This window comes from Paraburkholderia phenoliruptrix (genome assembly GCF_902859825.1).
Classification (GTDB): Bacteria; Pseudomonadota; Gammaproteobacteria; order Burkholderiales; family Burkholderiaceae; genus Paraburkholderia; species Paraburkholderia phenoliruptrix.
The window spans coordinates 1-19,201 of the sequence record NZ_CADIKB010000001.1; the positions used below are offsets into that span (position 1 = coordinate 1).

The 19,201-nt window shown below is 60.2% G+C and carries 18 protein-coding genes; 16 read left to right on the top strand and 2 right to left on the bottom strand.

What is annotated here, in order from left to right; genetic code table 11:
• The 3 genes from HV711_RS00005 to HV711_RS00015 all read left to right on the top strand — a co-directional run.
• Positions 1-520, top strand: a 520-nt coding sequence (locus tag HV711_RS00005) for a sensor histidine kinase (RefSeq protein WP_175144953.1), incomplete at its 5' end; no start/stop codon positions are given.
• Between the two features lie 956 nt (positions 521-1,476).
• Positions 1,477-2,679, top strand: a complete 1,203-nt coding sequence (locus HV711_RS00010; RefSeq protein WP_254604723.1) for a PqiB family protein — start codon at positions 1,477-1,479, stop codon at positions 2,677-2,679.
• Positions 2,676-3,272 carry a PqiC family protein gene (locus tag HV711_RS00015; protein WP_035483421.1) on the top strand — a complete coding sequence of 199 codons (597 nt, stop codon included), beginning with the start codon at positions 2,676-2,678 and terminating at the stop codon, positions 3,270-3,272. The genes HV711_RS00010 and HV711_RS00015 overlap by 4 nt, the downstream gene beginning before the upstream one ends.
• 298 nt (positions 3,273-3,570) lie before the next feature.
• Here HV711_RS00015 and HV711_RS00020 read toward each other — a convergent pair whose 3' ends face one another.
• Positions 3,571-3,807, bottom strand: coding sequence for a tautomerase family protein (locus HV711_RS00020; RefSeq protein WP_035483420.1), 237 nt, complete (start codon positions 3,805-3,807; stop codon positions 3,571-3,573).
• Between the two features lie 13 nt (positions 3,808-3,820).
• Positions 3,821-4,231 carry a (R)-mandelonitrile lyase gene (locus HV711_RS00025; RefSeq protein ID WP_035483478.1) on the bottom strand — a complete coding sequence of 137 codons (411 nt, stop codon included), beginning with the start codon at positions 4,229-4,231 and terminating at the stop codon, positions 3,821-3,823.
• A 136-nt stretch (positions 4,232-4,367) separates the two neighbouring features.
• Between HV711_RS00025 and HV711_RS00030 the strand changes: the two genes are divergently transcribed.
• The 13 genes from HV711_RS00030 to HV711_RS00090 all read left to right on the top strand — a co-directional run bounded on the left by HV711_RS00030 (position 4,368) and on the right by HV711_RS00090 (position 19,192).
• Positions 4,368-5,261: a LysR family transcriptional regulator gene (locus HV711_RS00030; RefSeq protein WP_035483418.1), complete on the top strand. Its 894-nt coding sequence runs from the start codon at positions 4,368-4,370 to the stop codon at positions 5,259-5,261.
• A gap of 613 nt (positions 5,262-5,874) precedes the next feature.
• On the top strand, positions 5,875-7,164 hold the full coding sequence (locus tag HV711_RS00035) for a quaternary amine ABC transporter ATP-binding protein (RefSeq protein WP_035483416.1): 1,290 nt from the start codon (positions 5,875-5,877) through the stop codon (positions 7,162-7,164).
• The gene (locus tag HV711_RS00040) at positions 7,161-8,042 is read left to right on the top strand and encodes an ABC transporter permease (protein WP_035483414.1); all 882 of its coding nucleotides are present in this window, start codon (positions 7,161-7,163) and stop codon (positions 8,040-8,042) included. The genes HV711_RS00035 and HV711_RS00040 overlap by 4 nt, the downstream gene beginning before the upstream one ends.
• Before the next feature lie 92 nt (positions 8,043-8,134).
• Positions 8,135-9,016 (top strand): glycine betaine ABC transporter substrate-binding protein, encoded by an 882-nt coding sequence (locus HV711_RS00045; protein ID WP_035483412.1) that lies wholly within the window; start codon positions 8,135-8,137, stop codon positions 9,014-9,016.
• A gap of 176 nt (positions 9,017-9,192) precedes the next feature.
• Entirely contained in the window at positions 9,193-10,488 is a 1,296-nt protein-coding gene (gene glyA, locus HV711_RS00050; RefSeq protein WP_035483410.1) for a serine hydroxymethyltransferase, read from the top strand.
• 71 nt (positions 10,489-10,559) lie between these two features.
• Positions 10,560-11,447, top strand: a complete 888-nt coding sequence (locus tag HV711_RS00055) for a dihydrodipicolinate synthase family protein (protein WP_035483409.1) — start codon at positions 10,560-10,562, stop codon at positions 11,445-11,447.
• A 6-nt stretch (positions 11,448-11,453) separates the two neighbouring features.
• Positions 11,454-12,785: an NAD(P)/FAD-dependent oxidoreductase gene (locus HV711_RS00060; RefSeq protein WP_035483406.1), complete on the top strand. Its 1,332-nt coding sequence runs from the start codon at positions 11,454-11,456 to the stop codon at positions 12,783-12,785.
• Between the two features lie 15 nt (positions 12,786-12,800).
• Positions 12,801-14,294, top strand: coding sequence for an aldehyde dehydrogenase (locus HV711_RS00065; protein ID WP_035483403.1), 1,494 nt, complete (start codon positions 12,801-12,803; stop codon positions 14,292-14,294).
• Between the two features lie 125 nt (positions 14,295-14,419).
• Entirely contained in the window at positions 14,420-15,190 is a 771-nt protein-coding gene (locus HV711_RS00070) for a pyrroline-5-carboxylate reductase (RefSeq protein ID WP_035483400.1), read from the top strand.
• Between the two features lie 247 nt (positions 15,191-15,437).
• Positions 15,438-16,433, top strand: coding sequence for a LysR substrate-binding domain-containing protein (locus HV711_RS00075; protein ID WP_035483476.1), 996 nt, complete (start codon positions 15,438-15,440; stop codon positions 16,431-16,433).
• A 48-nt stretch (positions 16,434-16,481) separates the two neighbouring features.
• A complete protein-coding gene (locus HV711_RS00080) occupies positions 16,482-16,850 on the top strand; it encodes a cupin domain-containing protein (protein WP_254604726.1) in 369 nt (122 codons plus the stop codon).
• Positions 16,851-16,855: 5 nt separating this feature from the next.
• Positions 16,856-17,824, top strand: coding sequence for a LysR substrate-binding domain-containing protein (locus HV711_RS00085; RefSeq protein ID WP_425195013.1), 969 nt, complete (start codon positions 16,856-16,858; stop codon positions 17,822-17,824).
• A gap of 108 nt (positions 17,825-17,932) precedes the next feature.
• The gene (locus tag HV711_RS00090; RefSeq protein ID WP_035483396.1) at positions 17,933-19,192 is read left to right on the top strand and encodes an aromatic ring-hydroxylating oxygenase subunit alpha; all 1,260 of its coding nucleotides are present in this window, start codon (positions 17,933-17,935) and stop codon (positions 19,190-19,192) included.
• The last annotated feature ends 9 nt before the right edge of the window (positions 19,193-19,201 follow it).

A 19,201-nucleotide genomic window follows, 5' to 3' on the forward strand; every position in this document is an offset into this window, starting at 1 on the left:
GAGCGATTTCAACAGGACGAGGCTGGGCCTGGGGATCAATGTCGTGCCGGCCCCTGTCGACCTGGCTGACTTGCTGGCCGACGAACTGGACGAACTGCGTGCCGTTCATCCACATAGGCAGATCGAGCTGGATATCAGCGGCAGCATGAAGGGAAACTGGGACGGCCGGCGACTGCAGCAACTCTTTCAGAACCTGATCGTGAATGCCATCAAATATGGGGCGCCGGGTACGCCCGTGCGCGTCGAGGGGCACGGGGACGCGACGCAGGTCCGTATCGACGTCAGGAACCATGGCCCGGTCATCGAGTGCGCGACGCTTGGCCGCATCTTCGAGCCGCTGACCCGGGGAGCGTGCGATCCGTCAACCTCTCCGGGCGAGGGCAGCCTTGGACTCGGTCTGTACATTGCACGCGAGATCGCCAAGGCTCATCACGGGGTTATCGAAGCACGCTCCGACGAAACAGAGACTGTGTTTTCGGTGTCATTGCCGCGCGCCGTCGGTACGGCAAACGAGCCTTGACGGACCGCGACTGCGACCCCACTGACCCTCACCGTAGGCGGCCGATAGGCGATGGGACGCTACGGTGATAACGCCCGTCAGCTTATTGGATAGTTTCATGTCTCCTCCTTTAATCGCCATAGTTCGACTGATGTTTGGCTCGATCGACTTCTCATCCGAAATCGATTCATTCTGGTAAGACGGATCGCATATTGTTTATTTAGTAATGCGTATCGACTGAAGTTCATGGTCCACTTGCTGCGCTTGGAGTCCGTGTATGGCGTATAAATGAACTCTGCGGCGAAAATCGATCCGTTCCTTTCCAGCACGCTGCGTCAGAGCTTCAATGATTGCGTCAGGCGTCAGCGGTCGCAGATGGCCTGTTAGCTGGCTCCACGAGTGCCGGATACCGGCACGCGCCGGGTCTCGGCTCTTTCTAGGCGGCTGTGTGCATGAACGTGCTGTCCTCACTAGCGAGTTCCAGCTCGAAGCAGCGACCGCTGCCTGAGTTGCCTCCAAAGATCAGGCAGCGCTTACCCCTAAGATCAAGTTGCATCTGACTCCTGGTGCCCCATTCCGGAGCTTGTAGAAAAATGAGGCGGCGGAACGCTTCGCACTGGGGCGCTGCGAGTTGCCTGCTGTGTCTTGGTGACACTTCGCACCGCCGCTGCATATGAAGAAAAAGGCGGCACACGATCGCATCCCGTCGTCTCGCGCGTTGGCCACCGCCCGACGGCGCCATGGCCCCAACAGGCGGCACGCTGTCGCCCTTGGACAACCCGGGACTCAAGGCGAACGGGCGTGGCTAAATCGCCCGTTGATAGATAGTGCAAAACTGCCCGTCTGAGCGAATCATCTGATTTCTCCCGTAAGGAGCCATCCCGGTCGACGATACCCGTTTCTGGGTTGTGCGGCCGCGCATTGCCGGCGGCACGGTGTCGGGTATCAGTACCTTGATATCGGGTTCGCACATCGGCATGGACATCGGCACGTCGGAAAAGGCTCGACGCGATTTCGTCGGTCTTGAGTCGCCGCCGGTCCTCGCCACGGGCACGCCAGGGCGCGAGTTCGTGCTCCGAAGCAAAAATATCGGCTCGCTCGATATCGGTTCGCCGATTTTCTTCCGGCGACTCCAGGTCGGGCAGATCGTCTCCTACTCGCTGGACGCTGACGGCGCTGGAATGACAATCCACGTCTTCATCAATGCGCCTTACGACAAGTACGTGACGGATGACACGCGTTTCTGGCATGCAAGCGGCGTGGACGTCAAGCTGGACACGACCGGCGTCACGATTGAAACGGAGTCCATGGTATCCATGCTCACCGGCGGACTTGCGTTCGAGAATCCGCCCGACTCGACCACGAGCAAGGAAACCGAGGCGCTGCACCAGTACGAACTTTTCGCCACACGCACCGAGGCGATGAAGCCGCACGACACGATCGTCGACAAATACGTGTTGAACTTCAAGGAGTCGGTGCGCGGCTTGACGGTTGGCTCTACGGTCGACTTCCGCGGCATCGTGGTTGGCGAGGTCACAGCGATCCGTGCGCACTTCGACCCGAAAACCATGGAGTCCAGCGTTCCCGTCGATGTGAACGTTTATCCCGAGCGTCTGATTTCGCGCGATGGCTGGGACCGCAACGGTGGCAACACATCAGCGGAACGACAGCAGGTCGCGGACCGCTTGATATCGAAGGGGCTGCGGGCGCAGCTCAGAACGGGCAGCCTTCTTACCGGACAACTGTACGTCGCGCTCGACTTCTTTCCCGCCGCGCCCAAGACGGCAGTGGACTGGAACAGGAAGCCGTCGCAACTGCCGACTGTGCCGGGTAACCTGCAAGGCCTGCAGGAATCCATCACGAGTCTCGTCGCCAAGCTCAACGCGATTCCGTTCGAGGGGCTCAGCACGGACCTGCGCAAAACGCTCGGCGATGCGGACGCGCTGCTGGAAACCATCAATACCGATATCGCACCGGATGCCAAAGCGACGTTCGCCGCGGCTCGAGACGCACTGTCGACGGCGAATCGCGCATTGCAAAGCGACTCGCCTTTGCAGCAGGGCACCGCCGAGACGATGCACGAACTGTCGCGTGCGGCGGTTTCGATCCGTTCGCTGGCTGAATATCTCGAACGTCACCCGGAAGCACTGATCCGCGGCAAAACTAAGGACAAGCCATGAGCCTGTATCGCGTGCTCGCCTTGGCGACGATCGCTTCGAGCGTTATCGCAGTGGGATGTGCGACGTCGCCCACCACGCGTTTTTATACGCTGAGTCCAGTCCGGGTTGGCGAACCGACGTCGGCTGTCAACCCGATAGCGATAGCGATCGGTCCGGTTACGGTCCCCGATCTGGTCGATCGCCCGCAAATCGTCTCTACCATCGACGTAAATAGAGTATCCATCGATGAGTTTGCTCGATGGGCGGATCCGCTTAAGAGCCAGGTTGCACGTGCACTCGCCGAGGATCTCACGCAACTGATCCCGGGTTCGGTCGTGTCGGTTTATCCGCAGCGTGCGAGTGGCAGCAGCCACGGGGTATCCGTTGATGTGCAAAGCTTTGATTCACCGAAAGATGGGGGTGCGGTGACGTCGGCGGTGGTCTGGTCGGTGCGGCCGTCGAAGGGAAATGCCATCGACGGGCGCAGCGTTGTCCGCGAGAACGTTCGCGGGGCTGGCTACAATGCGCTGGTCAGTGCACATAGTCGGGCCCTTGCGTACGTGGCGAGTGATATTGCTGCAGCGATACAGTCCGCCAGGCGCCAGCGTTTCTGATGCGGAGGAACGTAGATCCAGCCTGTTGTACGATCAACGCATGGTGTGCGAGACACGATCAGGGGGCGTCAACGAATCGAAGTTGTCGTGTCCGAATTTGAGCGAGAACAATTGCTGTCAATGAGCCGTTCGTGATGGGGGCCTTATTCGCTGGCGAATTTCTCTTCAGAAAGACTTCTTGATGTCCTCCGTCGTGGCACTTCCTCGTATGGTATTAGTCAACATCTGCTGCTAGCCCTTCAAAAAACGCGGCGGGGTCCGCGGCGGAAGTGTTGCCGTTTCGGCCTCGGGATGTTGCTCAGAGCTGCGATGGATCGTAGCCCGGTTTCTGATACAGCGTGTCCCATTTGTCGCGGATATCGTGGTCGTACACTTCCTTGACCCAAGCCGATGGTTGCACAACTTCTATGCCGACCGAGACAGACTCTTTGCCATAACCGAGGATGGTCGTGACTACCTTCGTGATGCCATCAGAAAGCTGCTGCTTTTGCTGTTCCGATTTCCCTGGCCACATTTTCACAATGACGTGAGGCATCGACGACTCCTTTTTAGCGTGCGGCAACGGTGCCCGGATACTGGTCGTCGGCCACGTGCTCGAGCCAATCGACCGCCTTGCCACCGAGCGCCTCCTGGATGGCGATATGCGTCATAAAGGTTTCGGCCGATGCGCCGTGCCAGTGCTTCACGCCCGCCGGGATCCACACAACGTCGCCTGGCCGGATGACCTCAAGCGGGCCGTCCCAGCGCTGGACGTAGCCACTGCCGGCCGTCACAATCAGTGTTTGGCCGCGTGGATGCTGGTGCCAGGCCGTACGCGCGCCCGGCTCGAACGTCACACTGCCACCGGACGCGCGAGTCGTTTCGTTCGGCTGAAACATCGCGTCTATACGGACGGTGCCGGTGAACCACTCCGCGGGCCCCTTGACCGAGGCGACAGTGCCGCAACGCTTCACTTCGATTTCCATTGACTGCTCCTGTTCAGAGGTTCGCCCGCGGCAACGGCATGCGCCACGTGGTCGTTGACTGAACTTTACTGCTCACTCCGTAGCTCCGGTAGCTGCTAGACTTCGCTGACTGATATGAGCATGATTCATAATGTCGAAAGTCGATCTCAATGTCCTGCGCGCCTTTCTCGCCGTCGCCCGCGAGCGAAGTTTCACCCGTGCGGCCGCTCAGCTCGGCGTATCGCAGTCCGCCTTGAGCCATTCGATGCGAGGCCTGGAGGAAAAGCTGGGGCTTCGCTTGCTAACGCGGACGACGCGTGGCGTGTCGCCCACCGAAGCAGGTGAGCGACTGTTGGCAAACGTTGGGCCGTACTATGAGCGCATCGACGCCGAACTGGACTCGTTGAGCGCTTTGCGGGACAAGCCGGCGGGTCTTATCCGCATCTCGGCGCACGATCATGCGGCCGATACGATTCTGTGGCCGAAGCTCAAAAAGCTGCTACGCCGATATCCCGACATTTCGGTAGAAATCAACATTAACTACGGCATGGTCGACATCGTTACCGAGCGATTTGATGCGGGCGTGCGAAGCGGCGACCTCATTGCGCAGGACATGATTGCCGTACGAATAGGCCCCGATTTCAGAATGGCAGTCGTCGGTTCGCCGGCTTATCTTGCGTCGCATGGACGTCCGGCAAATCCGCGTGATCTGGCGGCGCACAGTTGCATCAATCTTCGCCTTCCGACGCGTGGCGGGTTATATGCGTGGGAATTCGGGAAGAGACGTAACACGCTGCACGTTAATGTGCATGGCCAGTTTATATGCAACACGACGCCTCAAATGCTCGAGGCCGCGGTAGAGGGGTACGGACTTGCCTATGTGCCGTACGATCTCGCGGAACCGCATATCGCCAGCGGTCGTCTTGGCAGTGTCCTTGACGATTGGTGCCCTTTGGTGCCCGGGTACCATCTTTACTATGCGAGTCGTCGGCAAACGTCGCCCGCATTTGCCTTGGTTGTCGATTCCTTGAGATACGGCAACTAACGACAACGACGACCGCTTTCCGGTCGTGCCAGGCACGACGCTGCGTCCTCCGCGTGCAGCCGTCGCGCATGCATTGTTCGTTTCGGATACGCCTTCACTCCAACGCGCACGGGGCTCGTCGACCAGGCAGCCCCTGCTTTTCCACGTCCACTGTTTAACGCGGGTAAATTCGGCCGTACCACGGTGCCTGGCACATTCCCTAAGAGAGCGGCTGGCGCTCAGCTGACCTTGGGCGCCCCAAACCGGCAACAAACCTCCATGCGCGGCTCCGGGATCGGCGCCCACCTTGGCCGCGCGAGTCGGTCTTTTCCTTCTCCCTGTTTTCTGCACCTGATACACAAACGGCTCGCATTACCAAAGGTATGGGAAAGTGCACACAAAATGTAGCTGGATGGGTCAATTTGGCTTGGTACTCTGCCATTCATGCACTAACCGCCGCTCAGCGCTCGGTCTCGCGCACGAAGATGCGGCTTTCTCCCTGTGAAGTCGCCAATCGTTCGATACGGCTCGGCTGAGCTCTTCCGTTGTGACGGAAAAATGCCTTGGTGCATCGGCCCGCGTGACGGACAGCGCCGCACTTCAATTCCTTGAACCTGCCAGTTGGGATGACAGAATGGCCCCAAACCTGACATTCGCGCCTCAAGGCGTGCTCCATCCGGCCGCAGTCGATGCGGAAGAAGTACGACCGGCTGTCAAACCTATCGCCGTTTCCAGCACCGACATCCTTACAGTCAAGAATCTGTCGAAAATCTTCGGCCCAAAACCGCAGCGTGCTGCGGAACTCGTCAAGCAAGGCCTGGGCAGAAACGAGATCTTCGAACAGACCGGCAATATGGTTGCCGTGAATGACGTTAGTCTCAGTGTGCGGGCAGGGGAGATCTTCGTCGTCATGGGTCTTTCCGGTTCAGGCAAGTCGACGCTGGTTCGGCTGCTGAATCGTTTAATCGAACCCACGTCGGGCCAGGTCATTCTCGAAGGCCGCGACATCGCGCCCATGTCCACGCTGGAATTGCGCGAAGTTCGCCGCAAGAAGATGGCCATGGTATTCCAGTCGTTCGCGCTGCTGCCCAATCGCTCGGTGCTCGACAACATTGCCTATGGGCTGGAAGTCGCAGGGCAGAAGAAAGCCGAGCGCTATGACATCGCCCGCGCCGCGCTCCAGCGCGTCGGTCTGGGTTCGTATGAAAAACTCCTCCCGAGTGAACTGTCCGGCGGTATGCAGCAGCGCGTCGGTCTTGCTCGTGCGCTCGCGGTGAACCCGTCAGTGCTCCTGATGGATGAGGCTTTTTCGGCGCTCGACCCGCTCATTCGGTTCGAAATGCAGAACGAGCTATTGCGCCTGCAAAAAGAAGAGCAGCGAACCATCGTCTTCATCTCGCACGATATTGAAGAAGCGATCAAGATCGGCGGCCGGATCGGCATCATGAAAGACGGTTGCCTCATTCAGGTGGGCACGCCCGCGGAGCTGATCCAGTCTCCTGTTGACTCGTATGTACGGGACTTCTTCCGCAATGTCGACGTATCGCTTTTCCTGAAGGCATCCAGTCTGATGGCGCCGGTGGACCGGCGGCTGATTGCCTGCGATGTGGGCACGTCCGCCGAACGCTACCTCAATCAGCTCATCGACAGCGGTGTCGAGTGCGGCTATGTCTGCGACGACGCAGGACGGTATCAAGGCTGTGTCACTGCCGCGTCCCTGCACAAGGCGGGCACGCGCCCGGTGCGCGAAGCGCTATTGCGCGACGTGAACGCGGTCACGCTCGACGCCGATCTTCACCAGCTCGCCGACATTGCGTTGAGCCAGGAGCACGATGTGCCTGTCACCGACGCGATCGGCAAACTCGCTGGCGTCGTCTCGTGCCGGGCAATCCTCAAACAGGTCATGGAACGGAGAGCAGCATGAATTCGTCGATCATCGGAAAGTTTGCGGAGAACGCCGTCAACTTCCTGTTCCAGCATTTTCGCGGCGGCTTCGACGCCTTTTCGGCCGCACTTGGTGCAGTCGTCAAACTGCTCGAAGATGGTCTCGCCGCGGTTCCGTTTGTCGCAATGCTCGTCATTCTCATGGCGTTTGCGCTGTGGCGGCGTGGCGTCCTCTTCTCGGCATTCGTCGGTATTGCGCTTCTCGCGATTCATTACATGGGGTTGTGGTCCCAGACGGTCTCGACACTCGCGCTCGTCGTCGCCGCGACTTTCTTCAGTCTCGTGATCGGCGTGCCGCTCGGCATATGGGGCGCGCGTAACCGGCGCGTCGAGGTGGTGCTGCGCTCGCTTCTGGATTTCATGCAGACCATGCCGGCATTCGTGTACCTGATCCCCGCCGTGATCCTGTTTGGCCTTGGCCGCGTGCCCGCGGTCATCGCGACCATCGTGTTCTCCATGCCGCCGGTCGTCCGCCTCACGACGCTTGGCATCCGGCAGGTGCGAGAAGAATTGCTGGAAGCCGGCCGCTCATTCGGCAGCACAGATACACAGCTTCTGTGGAAGATTCAATTGCCGAATGCGCTGCCATCCATCATGGCGGGCGTCAATCAGACCATCATGATGGCGCTGTCGATGGTCGTGGTCGCGTCGATGATCGGTGCAGGCGGTCTCGGTGAATACGTATTGAGCGGAATCCAGCGGCTAGACATCGGCATCGGTTTCGAAGGCGGCCTCGGTGTCGTTTTGCTCGCCATCGTGCTCGATCGTTTGACGGAAAGCTTTGGCGTGAGGTCAAAGAAAGCCGGGACGGGTGCGCGGACGGCGAAGGCCGGCGCGGGTGCGGCGGCGCGCACCTGACTGAAGCGGTACGCAGTGTGGGGACCAGACGCTGAGTCGCAGCAGCGGTCGTTGAAACTTTAACGAATCTTATAATCAGGTAGGAGTACTAGATGAAAGACAACATATTCAAGTCGCTCGTCGTGAAACTGGCGATATCCGCCGCGGTCGCGGCCGGCAGCGGCGTGATGCCCGCCGTCGCGGCAGAACCGGTCAAGATTGCGGTCACCAACTGGGCGGACGTGCTGGCCGTAGCCAATGTGGCGAAGTACGTTCTCGAGAATAATCTGAAGCAACCGGTTCAGTTCGTGCAGGCAGACATCGGCATTCAGTATCAGGGTGTTGCGCGCGGCGACCTCGACATCATGGTCGGCGGTTGGCTTCCGGTCACCCATGGAACCTACTACGCCAAGTACAAGAACGATATGGATGATGTCGGCATCATCTATACGGGCGGCAAGAACGGCTGGGCCGTGCCGACGTATGTGCCTGAGTCCGAGGTCTCGTCGATCGCCGACCTGGCGAAGCCCGAGGTCAAGAGCAAATTGAACAGCACGATTCAAGGCATCGAGCCTGGCGGCGGTTTGATGCAGGCTTCGGAAAAGACGATCAAGGCCTACGACCTCAACGGCTATACGCTGCAATCGTCCAGCGAAGCGGGCATGCTCGCCAGCGTCTCGCGTGCCTATCAGTCGAAGCAATGGATCGTGGCGACCGTATGGAGCCCGCACTGGCTGTTCCAGAAGTGGCAGATGCGTTACCTGAAAGATCCGAAGGGCACGCTCGGCGGTGAAGAGCAGATCCACGCGTTCGCCTCGAAGCAGTTCGCAAGCAAGTTTCCCCGCGCGGATGTCTTTTTCAAACACTTCAAGCTGACGCTCGCGGATGTCGAGTCGATCGAATATCAGGGCAACAGCACGAACGACTATGCGACCGCGGCAAAGAAATTCGTGGACGCCCATCCCGAGAAAGTCAAGGCCTGGCTCGAGCAGTAGACGGCGAGCAGCCTCGCCGTGAGCGGAGATCTCACGCTCACGGCAGATGCCGCAGCAGCCCGTAGGGGCGCAACAGAAGCATTGGGCAACGCAACCACGAATGGAAACTGGGCACCACAAGATGCATGCGTGCTCAGGCAAGACCCGCCTTACATGATTTCATCCGGAGTGACCACGTGAACGAGAACGCGCGTTTTTTTGCTGAAAACCTCCAGAGCCGTGACCCCGTCATAGCATCTGAAATTGCGTTGGAATTGCGCCGTCAGCAGACGCAGATCGAACTGATCGCATCCGAAAACATTGTTTCCGCCGCGGTAATGGAAGCACAAGGGACCGTGCTGACCAACAAGTACGCGGAAGGCTATCCGTCGAGGCGGTATTACGGCGGTTGTGAGCACGTCGACAGAATCGAAGCGTTGGCAATCGACCGCGTGAAGGCGCTGTTCGAAGCCGAATATGCGAATGTACAGCCACATTCGGGAGCACAGGCAAACGGCGCGGTCATGCTCGCGCTCGTGAAGCCGGGCGAGACGGTAATGGGCATGTCGCTCGATGCAGGCGGCCATCTGACGCATGGCGCGCGCCCGGCGCTTTCCGGCAAGTGGTTCAACGCGGTGCAGTACGGCGTGAATCGCGACACCTACCGCATCGACTACGACGAAGTGCGCCGGCTAGCCGAGGAGCATCGGCCGAAGCTGATCATCGCCGGCTATTCAGCTTATCCACGTGCTCTCGATTTCGCCAGATTCCGCGAAATCGCTGATAGCGTCGATGCATTGCTGATGGTGGATATGGCGCACATCGCGGGAATCGTTGCGGCGGGCAGGCACGAGAATCCTGTTCGTTTCGCCGACGTCGTCACCTCGACCACGCACAAGACGCTGCGCGGACCGCGCGGCGGGTTCGTGCTGACGAACAATGGCGACATCGCGAAGAAGATCAACTCGGCGGTTTTCCCGGGACTGCAGGGCGGCCCGCTCATGCATGTCATCGCGGGTAAAGCGGTTGCATTCGGGGAAGCGCTGCGCCCCGAGTTCACCGCGTACATCGATCAGGTTCTGCGCAACGCACAGGCACTCGGAAACGTCCTGAAGTCCGGCGGATTGAAGCTCGTAACCGACGGCACGGACAACCATCTGTTGCTCGTCGATCTGCGTGCAAAGCGCCTTACCGGAACTCAGGCCGAGAAGGCCCTCGAACGCGCCGGCATTACCTGCAACAAGAATGGCATTCCGTTCGATACGGAGAACCCGACCGTCACCTCAGGTATTCGCCTCGGCACTCCCGCGGGGACCACGCGCGGTTTTGGCACGACGCAGTTCGAGCAGGTCGGCGAAATGATCATCGAGGTGCTGTCGGCACTCGAGCGCGAACCCGACGGCGACGAGAAGGTCGAGCGCACGGTGCGCGCTCGCGTGCGCGAGCTGTGCAACCAGTTCCCGATTTACTCCAGCGCTGACGCACTTGTTTAACCACAACGGCGCATAACGACTGATACACGTCGTCAGGAGACATTGCGCCGTCTATTGAAGAGAGAATCCAGATGAGTTTCGAGGGCGTACATACACCGCTCGTCACACCGTTCCATGCGGATGGCGAGATCAACCACGAGCTGCTCGGCAAGCATGCGGCTAATCTCGCGGGCCGCGTCGCGGGGCTCGGGATCGGCGGCACCACGGGTGAATACTATGCACTCAGCTTCGACGAGCGCGTACGAACGTTCGACACTGTCGCGCAGGCAGCGGGCGGAAAGACCTATCTGACCGCGGGCATCAACGCGACGACCACGAAAGAGGTCATCCGTCTCGGGCAGGAAGCGAAACGTGCGGGACTCTCCGCGTTGCTTTTGGCCGCGCCGTATTACGCGCAGCCGACGCAGGACGAGCTGCTCAACCACCTGCTGAAGGTGGATGACAGCCTCGACATGCCGATCATGCTGTACAACTTTCCCGCGCGCACGGGAACGGAAATCGGTGACGGTATTCTCGCCACGTTGCTCGACCGGCCGAACTTCATCGCGATGAAGGAGAGTACGGGCGATATCTCGCACCTGCATCACCTCGCGACGCATTTCCGCGAGAAGCTCGTGCTGAGTTGCGGAATGGACGACCAGGCGCTCGAGTTCTTCGTGTGGGGTGCGAAGAGCTGGGTCGCGGGCGCGTCGAACTTTCTGCCGGAAGCGCACACGTCGCTCTTCGATGCATGTGTGAAGCGCGGCGACTTTGCAACGGGGCGTCAATTGATGGCGCGATTGCTGCCGGTGCTCGAACTGCTGGAGCGCAGCGGCAAATTCATTCAATACGTTCGCTACGGCTGCGAGCTCGCGGGCATGCCGGTCGGCGTTGCGCGTGCTCCGCTCGGCACCCTCAATGAAGAAGAGCGCGCCGCATTTGCGCGGCTCGTTCAACCCCTGTTGCGCAACACTCAGTAAGACTTCATGGCCTCGAATCTGGAATTCGTGCGTTTTCCCGCGCCTGACGGTGTGAACGGCTGGTGGGAAAGCCTGCCGCCCGCAGCGCCCGCAGTTGCCGTCACTGCGGAGCGGCACTATGACTGGGTTGTTGTGGGCGGCGGCATTACCGGGTTGTGCGCGGCACGGCGGCTGGCCGAGCTCGCGCCCGATGCTTCGATTGCGCTCGTCGAGGCGGATCGCATTGGACGCACCACGGCCGGACGCAATTCCGGGTTCTTCGTCGATCTGCCACACGACATCAGCAGCGAAAGTTACTCGCGAAGCGTGGAAGCCGATAAAGCCGATGTACGTTTGCAGCGGCACGGTATCGACTATGTGCGCTCGGTGGTGAAGCAAAAAGGCATCGATTGCGACTGGCGGGACGACGGCAAATTTCATGCGTCGGTCAACAGGAAGGGACATGCTGCGCTCGCGCACTTCGCCGAGGGACTGGCGCGCATCGGCGAAGATTTCGAATGGCTGGACGAGGCCGGAATCGCAGGCGTGACAGGCACGGACTTCTACGAAAGTGCGCTTTTTACCCCTGGGTGCAGCACGGTTCAGCCGGCGGCGCTGATGCGCGGGCTCGCTGCAAGCTTGCCCGAGAACGTAGCGGTATTCGAGTCGAGCGCTGTGAGGGGAATTTCGGACAACGGCTCAGCCAAGGTCTTGTCCTTTGCGAACGGCAAGCTGATCGCGCACCGTGTAGTGCTTTGCACGAACGCATATGCCGCGACGTTTGGCGGACATCCGAACGGTTTGTTGCCGGTCTATACATTCGCCTCCATGACGCGCGAAATGAATGCGGACGAAGTGCGCCGGCTCGGCGGCACCCGTTCCTGGTCGCTGATTCCCGCGGACCCGATGGGTTCGACCATTCGGCGTCTTGTCACGGACCGCATCTGCGTTCGCAATCATTTTGCGTTTCGACCGGGTCTGGAGGTATCTCAGGCGGACCTCACGAAGGCGAAGAGTCTGCACCGGCGTTCATTCGAGCGGCGCTTTCCCATGCTCGAAGACGTCGAACTCGAATACACGTGGGGCGGCCCTTTGTGTCTGTCGGTCAACAACGGAGCGCTCTTCGGGCGTCGCTCCGACGGTGTGTTCGAAGCGGTAGGGTGCAACGGCCTGGGCCTGAGCCGCGGTTCCGCGTCAGGCAAGCTCATCGCCGAATATGCGCTCGGCCGCGACAACGACCTGATCCGCCAGCTTTTGAACCAGCCCCATCCCCGCTCCTTGCCGATACGTCCTATCGCAGATGTTGCCGTGACCGCGGCTATCTGGATGAAGGAGTTTTCGGCGGGCGCCGAGCTTTAAATCAGAGGACAGCATATGACCAGCTATGAGGAATGGAAGCAGAAAGCAGAGGCGCTATCGCTCGACGGACGCGCGTTCATTGCAGGCGCACGGTGTCCTGCGGCATCCAGTGAGACCTTCGGCACGCTCAACCCGTCGACGGGACAATTGCTGGCCGAAGTCGCGAAGTGTGACACGAGGGATATTGACCGGGCCGTCGCGGCCGCACGAGACGCGTTCGAATCGGGCGTGTGGTCGAAAGCTGCACCAGCGGCGCGCAAGGCCGTGCTTCTGCGGCTCGCCGCGTTGATTGAAGAACACGCCGAGGAACTGGCGCTTCTCGAAGCGCTCGAGGCGGGCAAACCCATCAGCGAATGCATGGGGCTCGACATTCCCGAGTCGGCGGCATGCATCCGTTGGCATGCCGAAGTAACGGACAAGCGCTATGACGCGCTGTCTCCGTCGGGTGCGGGCGTGGTTAGCATGATCACGCGCGAGCCCATGGGTGTGGTGGGCGCGGTATTGCCGTGGAATTTTCCGGCGCTGATGCTCGCGTGGAAAATAGGCCCGGCGCTATCGGTAGGCAACAGCGTCATCGTCAAGCCCGCTGAACAAACGTCGCTTTCGACGTTGCGGATTGCCGATCTCGCCCTTGAAGCAGGCGTGCCTGCCGGCGTCTTCAACGTCGTGACCGGTTTCGGCGAGAGTGCGGGGCAGGCTTTGGGGCGGCACGGCGATGTCGATCTCATTGCATTCACAGGCTCCACGGAGACCGGCAAGCGCTTCCTTCACTATTCCGCGGATACCAACCTGAAACGGGTCGTGCTCGAATGCGGCGGCAAGAATCCGCAGGTCGTGCTCCCGGATGTTGCCAATCTCGACGCCGTGGCCGAGCAGGCAGTCGCGGCTGCGTTCTGGAACATGGGTGAAAACTGCAGCGCGGGCTCCCGTATCCTGGTTCCGTCGAGCCTGAAGGCGCAATTGCTCGAGAAGATAACTGCCGTGCTGGAGAACTGGAAGACGGGCGATCCACTTGATCCGGACGTGAAGCTCGGCGCGCTGATCGAAGAAAAGCACTACGAGAAAGTGCTCGCGCACATCGAGAAGGCAAAGGCAGAAGGCGCGCATCTCGTATGCGGCGGCAGGGCCACGCGGACTGAAACAGGCGGCTGGTTCGTCGAGCCGACCATTTTCGACAATGTCACCCCCCGTATGAGTATTGCGCGCGAGGAGGTGTTCGGTCCCGTCGTGTGCTTCATCGAATACACGGACATCGACGATGCGGTGCAGATAGCAAACGACACCTGCTATGGCCTTGCGGCCTCGCTCTGGACGGACAACGTCAATCACGCGCACAGGATCGCCGCACGCATTCGCGCGGGCACGGTGACGGTGAACTGCTTCGGCGAAGGCGACCTGTCCACGCCGTTCGGCGGTTTCAAGCAGTCGGGCTTCGGTGGTCGGGACAAATCCGTCTACGCGCACGACCAATACTGCGAGTTGAAAACGACCTGGCTGAAGCTCGACTAGGCCAAGCGCGGCGCGCGGTCACCGCCGCCGTGTGTAACAGGCAGGCGCTCACGCGCACCTTTACCGAGGAAGGACCCCGGCGACCCTGCCGGGCAATTGTCGTGCAAAACATCAAGTGAGATCTCATGCGATTCGGATTCATCGGGACGGGGACTATTACGAAAGCAGTCGTGACGGGCATGCTCAGATTCGATGTTGCGTTCGAGAGCATATCGCTATCGCCGCGCAACGAGAAGATCGCCGGTGAACTCGCGGCACTCGACGAGCGAATTAGCGTGTGCGCAAGCAATCAGGCAGTGCTCGAATCGTCGGATGCGGTATGCCTTGCAGTGGTCCCGCAGATCGCCGTGGACGTGCTCGGGCAACTGGAGTTTTCTGCGCGCCATCGCGTGATCAGCTTCCTTGCGGGTGTGCCTCTCGATCAGCTTCGCCGCCTCGTCGGACCGGTGCAGAGCGTGACACGCGCCGTTCCGTTACCGGCGGTGGCGGAAGGCCGGGGCAGCACGGCGATCTGTCCCGCCGACAAAACGGCCCGGGGCATTTTTTCCGCGCTGGGCGAAGCGGTGGAAGTGGACGACGAAAGCAGGTTCGACGCTCTCTCCGCCGTCACGGCGACCATGGCGAGCTTTTATGCGGTGTTGGAGAGCGAGGCGCAGTGGCTCGTCAAGCAAGGCGTCGAGTATGACGCCGCTCGCGCGTTTCTGTCCGGCTATTACGTGGGACTTGCCCACGACGCGGCGCGAACCATGCAGCCGTTCGCACAATTGACCGACGAATGCATGACACCTGGCGGCATCAACGAGCAGGTGCACGCGGAGCTCCTGCAGCGTGGAACGTACAGCCATTATCAGCGGGCGCTAGACGGCGTGCTGGAGCGGATCAGGGCAAGCGCGTAGCGGCGACGCTGCCGTGGGCTTTCGCAGCCACACACGAGCGCGTGCTGGCGCCGCGTGCGTCATGGCAATAGCAACGGCCGCGCGTATTGGGGTTCTCTACGCTTGTCAGGTTCGTCGAACAATCGCAAACTGGTTGAGGCTGGAGCGTTCTGCTCGAGTGCGCGGTCAACGCATTGTCACGGGGCATTGCGCGGCGTCGGCAGAGTCGTCCTCGGTCCTGGACGCGTCCGCTTTACAGGTGAAAGCCATGCAAAAGAAACCGGTGTTTGCCGACCGATTATTAGCTCAGATGCCGTCGTTACGTGCTCTGAAATGCTTCGTCACGGCTGCACGCTACGAGAGCTTCACACAAGCTGCAGAAGTGTTGTGCGTCACACAGGCGGCAATCAGCCGGCAGATCAAGGAACTCGAAGATTCGCTGGACGTCGCGCTGTTCGAACGCACCGGCCGGCATATCGCATTGACGGATGCGGGGCGCATTCTCTATAACGCGTCCTATCTGTCCATCATGAACATTGCCGAGGCGGCCCAGGCCGTGCGCCGGAACGACAAGCATGCGCTTACGATCTGCGTGTCGCATACGTTCTCCGCGCTGTGGTTGTCTGTGCGTTTGCCTTCCTTTCGCAAGCAGTTTCCCGATATCCGCCTTCACATCATGGTGACCGAGCATTTCATGGAGCTCGACGAACTGATGGAGCCCGATGTCATCATTACGAAGAACCCGCCGCGCGAACCGGAATACGATGTCGAGCCGCTCTTTCACGATGTTGTTTATCCGGTATGCAGCCGCGATTTTTACGAGCGCCACTTCCGTGCGAGGTCGGTTAAGCCGCTCGATCTTCTGTCGCACGCGACGCTAAACCTTTCCTTGCTGGGCCGCGCGCAGGTCTGCGAGCACGTGGACTGGTCGGTCTGGCGCAACTGGTTCCAGCAGGGCGACGGCTCCGACAGACTGGTCGAGAACGAGCATCTGGAAAGCAATGACTATCGGCTGCTCGTTTCGCAAGCCGAAGCCGGCGAAGGAACGCTGCTCGGGTGGCATCACCTGGTGCATCGCCAGGTCGAGCAGGGCCTGCTTATTCGGCCCGTCCAGAACGCACTGGAGTTCCATGACCGCCATCATTACCTGATCACGAACAAGAGTGCGAGACTCCGTCCGGAATATGTCCGGTTTCGCGAGTGGCTAGGCGAGGAGGTCGGCGCGATGATGCGCGACTGGCCCGGTTCACAGACAGAAGCATAGGCAGAGAAGGGGGGCAAACGTATGCGGCAACAACCGGATCTCTTTGGCGTGAAAGTAAAGGATGGTCGCCGCTGGTATTCGATCGACGAGCGCGACTGGCAGCCCATGAGGATCGGCGAGACGATTCTGCCGGGTTTCTCATTTATTCCGGTTGCCGAAGACGAGCAGGGTGCCTGGAAGAGCTACTGGATGCGCCTGCAACCCGGCGCCCGCTCGCTCGATCACCGGCACGACTCGACCGAACTCGTCGTGATACTGGATGGCGTGTTCACCGATCACGACGGCACGGACTTTCTGCCCGGGCAAACGGTGTCATACCCCGCGGGGTCGCGACACAGCACTTCGTCGAATGAAGGCTGCACGGTGCTGGTCGTGGCGCGCACGGAGTCGACCATCGTGACACAAGCGCGAGCGTGACCGCTGTGCCGCTGAAACCGTCCACGCCGCGAACCAAAGGGTACCGGCGGCTGATTCCGTCTGTGACCGCGCTCGTCGAATTCGAGGCGGTGGCGCGACACCAGAGCTTTACGCTTGCTTCGAACGAACTCGGTGTGACGCAGGCGGCGGTCAGCCGGCAAGTGAAATTCCTCGAGGAAACGCTGGGAACGCGGCTCTTCGAGCGTTTGCATCGCTCGATCGAACTGACGCCGGATGGAGAAGCGCTCTATCTGGTGGTGGCCGAATCCATGCAGAAGATTGCCGGCGTGTTCGACCGGCTTTCCAGTGGACCTGTCGAGCAGGAACTCGTACTGGCGGCCACCTCGGCATTCTCCCACTTTCGTCTGCTGCCCGGTCTGGCGGCGCTTAAACAGGAGCAGCCGCACTTGCAGCTTCGCATTTCCACGCAGATGTTCAACGCGGACCTGCGGCCGAAGGAGGTCGACATAGCCGTTCGATTCGGCAACGGCAGATGGGGCGACGGCACGGCGACCTGGATTTTTGACGAGGAGGTCTTTCCTGTCTGCTCACCGGCATGGATTGAATCCCGCGGCATGCCGGAGTCGCTGCACGATGTGGCCAGCGCGGCGTTGATCGAGTCCGACATCACCTCCGAAGGCTGGATGGGGTGGGACGCATGGTTTCGGGCCGTGGGCTTCACACCTGTACGTTTGAACTATGCGCTGCGCTGCACGCTTTACACCGATGCAATCGACGCGGCGCGCCACGGTCTCGGCATTGCGCTCGGCTGGGGCAGGCTCGTGAGCGGCCTCATTGCGGCGGGCGAGCTCGTGCGCCTGCCGGTCGCCTCCTATGCGACCTCCGATTCGTATTACGTTGTCATACCGCACGGACGCACTATCAATCCAGCCATTGAGGCGGTGATTGCGTGGCTGCGCAGCGACGCGCATCAGCCTTGCGCCGTGCACGCGCACTCGCATAATCCAAAGTAATGCCAGGCCGAAAATAAGGCGCGTTGACGCTGCTTTTCGTCGATCCAATACTCGGGTCATAGCGGGACCCACCGAAGTCCCGAGACCCCTGAATGTTGGAGAACGACGATGTCTGAAGCGCAACTCAAGACCCATGGTGAGCTGGTTCGTAGCCGTGAGCCAGGTTATGGCATGCCCGGCGAGTTGTTCGGCCGTGCCGACGTATTCGAGACCGACGTCGACGTGTTTTTTCATAAGCACTGGATTCTGGTCGGCGTGACGGCCGACGTGCCGGAACCGGGCGACGTTTCGACGGTAGACATCGGCAAGGCGTCCATCATCATCGTTCGCGACGACGATGAGAACATCCGTACCTATCGCAATGTATGCCGGCATCGCGGCGCGCGGCTGAAGGGAGCCGGGAAGTCGACGGTCGGTATGCTCGTATGCCCTTATCATCAGTGGACGTATGACCTGGACGGAGGCCTGCGTCACACGACACATATGGGCAAAGATTTCGATGTGACGTGCCGTAGCCTCATTCCGGTCAATACGAAAATTGTCGGCACCCATATCTTTGTCTGCCTCGACAAGAACGCGCCGGAGGATATCTCCAGACTGGAACAGACCATGGCGCCGCGCTTCGCGCCCTATGATCTGCAGCACACGAAAATCGCCTTCGAGCAGGAGATAGTCGAGAACGGCAACTGGAAACTCGTCATCGAAAATAACCGCGAGTGCTACCACTGCCAGGGTACTCATCCTGAACTGACCGCGTCCTTTCTGCCGGAGGACTTCGGCTTCTGCCCGGAGAATCTCAGCGAAGAATCGCTTGTGGCGCTGGAAGAGTACAAGTCGCGCAATGCGGCGTGTCAGGCGAGCTGGGAGCGTGATGGATTCGTCAGCGAAACAGTCGAATGGCTCGACGAAGACGCGGTAACGCAATTCCGCACGCAGCAACTCGTGATTGCCGGTGCGGGGGAATCGCAAACGATCAGCACCACGGTGGCGAGCACCCGGCTTTTCGGCAACCTTACGCGGCGCGATCTGGGAGACACTCATCTGTGGACTCACAATTCGTGGACTCACGTGATGAGCGACCACGCGGTGATCAGCTACATCATCCCTCTTGCCGCGGACAGAACGCTCGTACGCACGAAATGGCTCGTTCATGCGGATGCGGTGGAGGGCGTGGACTACAACGTCAAGGATCTGACCGAGGTCTGGCTGGCCACGAACACACAGGACAAGCACCTCGTGGAAATCACGCATGAAGGCACGCAGGATCCGGCCTATGTGCCCGGCGTATTTTCGCCGTTCACCGAAGCCTACGTCGATCAGTTCTCGCGCTGGTATGCGGCCCGCCTGAGCGCACACGGCGTCGTCTGAATGGAGTCA

What these genes read in the sequence shown, in the direction of transcription:
- HV711_RS00010 (WP_254604723.1), top strand. Translation starts at nt 1,477, where the DNA reads ATGGACATCGGCACGTCGGAAAAGGCTCGACGCGATTTCGTCGGTCTT.
- HV711_RS00015 (WP_035483421.1), top strand. Translation starts at nt 2,676, where the DNA reads ATGAGCCTGTATCGCGTGCTCGCCTTGGCGACGATCGCTTCGAGCGTT.
- HV711_RS00020 (WP_035483420.1), bottom strand. Translation starts at nt 3,807, where the DNA reads ATGCCTCACGTCATTGTGAAAATGTGGCCAGGGAAATCGGAACAGCAA.
- HV711_RS00030 (WP_035483418.1), top strand. Translation starts at nt 4,368, where the DNA reads ATGTCGAAAGTCGATCTCAATGTCCTGCGCGCCTTTCTCGCCGTCGCC.
- HV711_RS00035 (WP_035483416.1), top strand. Translation starts at nt 5,875, where the DNA reads ATGGCCCCAAACCTGACATTCGCGCCTCAAGGCGTGCTCCATCCGGCC.
- HV711_RS00040 (WP_035483414.1), top strand. Translation starts at nt 7,161, where the DNA reads ATGAATTCGTCGATCATCGGAAAGTTTGCGGAGAACGCCGTCAACTTC.
- HV711_RS00045 (WP_035483412.1), top strand. Translation starts at nt 8,135, where the DNA reads ATGAAAGACAACATATTCAAGTCGCTCGTCGTGAAACTGGCGATATCC.
- HV711_RS00055 (WP_035483409.1), top strand. Translation starts at nt 10,560, where the DNA reads ATGAGTTTCGAGGGCGTACATACACCGCTCGTCACACCGTTCCATGCG.
- HV711_RS00060 (WP_035483406.1), top strand. Translation starts at nt 11,454, where the DNA reads ATGGCCTCGAATCTGGAATTCGTGCGTTTTCCCGCGCCTGACGGTGTG.
- HV711_RS00065 (WP_035483403.1), top strand. Translation starts at nt 12,801, where the DNA reads ATGACCAGCTATGAGGAATGGAAGCAGAAAGCAGAGGCGCTATCGCTC.
- HV711_RS00070 (WP_035483400.1), top strand. Translation starts at nt 14,420, where the DNA reads ATGCGATTCGGATTCATCGGGACGGGGACTATTACGAAAGCAGTCGTG.
- HV711_RS00075 (WP_035483476.1), top strand. Translation starts at nt 15,438, where the DNA reads ATGCAAAAGAAACCGGTGTTTGCCGACCGATTATTAGCTCAGATGCCG.
- HV711_RS00090 (WP_035483396.1), top strand. Translation starts at nt 17,933, where the DNA reads ATGTCTGAAGCGCAACTCAAGACCCATGGTGAGCTGGTTCGTAGCCGT.